Genomic DNA, 447 nt, shown 5'->3' on the forward strand with positions numbered 1-447 from the left:
GGTGAATTTACAGGCGGGCGGTACGCTGGATAATCGGGGCCGGGTGGAAGCCCGCGGCGATACCACGGTCAACGCAGATACAATACACAGCAGCCATAACAGCGTATGGGCCGCGGGGCTGGATGATAACGGCAACACTACCCGACCCGGCTCATTGACTCTGACCGCGCAGCACGTTCAGGCCAATGGCAAAAATCTGGCCACCGATACGCTGGCTGTCCACAGTCAACAGATTGACCTGAGCGACAGCCAGACCGCAGCCGGTCAGATTCAACTGACCGCCGGTCAATCGGGGATAAGTACCGCTCACGCTACCGTCAACGCCGACCGTTTGACCGCGAAAACGCCGGGCCAGTTTAACAACGACGGCGGCCAGTTAGTGGCGCGGGAAATTCACCTCACAACCCCGGATATCTCTAACCTGAAAGGAAAAATTAACCAGACCGG

Annotated in this window: 1 protein-coding gene; it reads left to right on the forward strand. The window is 58.2% G+C overall.

The genetic code is table 11. From position 1 onward, the window contains the following. On the forward strand, positions 1-447 hold a 447-nt coding region (locus SLS51_RS23355), incomplete at both ends, for a hypothetical protein (protein WP_323840857.1).

This window comes from Photorhabdus africana (assembly GCF_035181445.1).
Taxonomy (GTDB): Bacteria; Pseudomonadota; Gammaproteobacteria; order Enterobacterales; family Enterobacteriaceae; genus Photorhabdus; species Photorhabdus laumondii.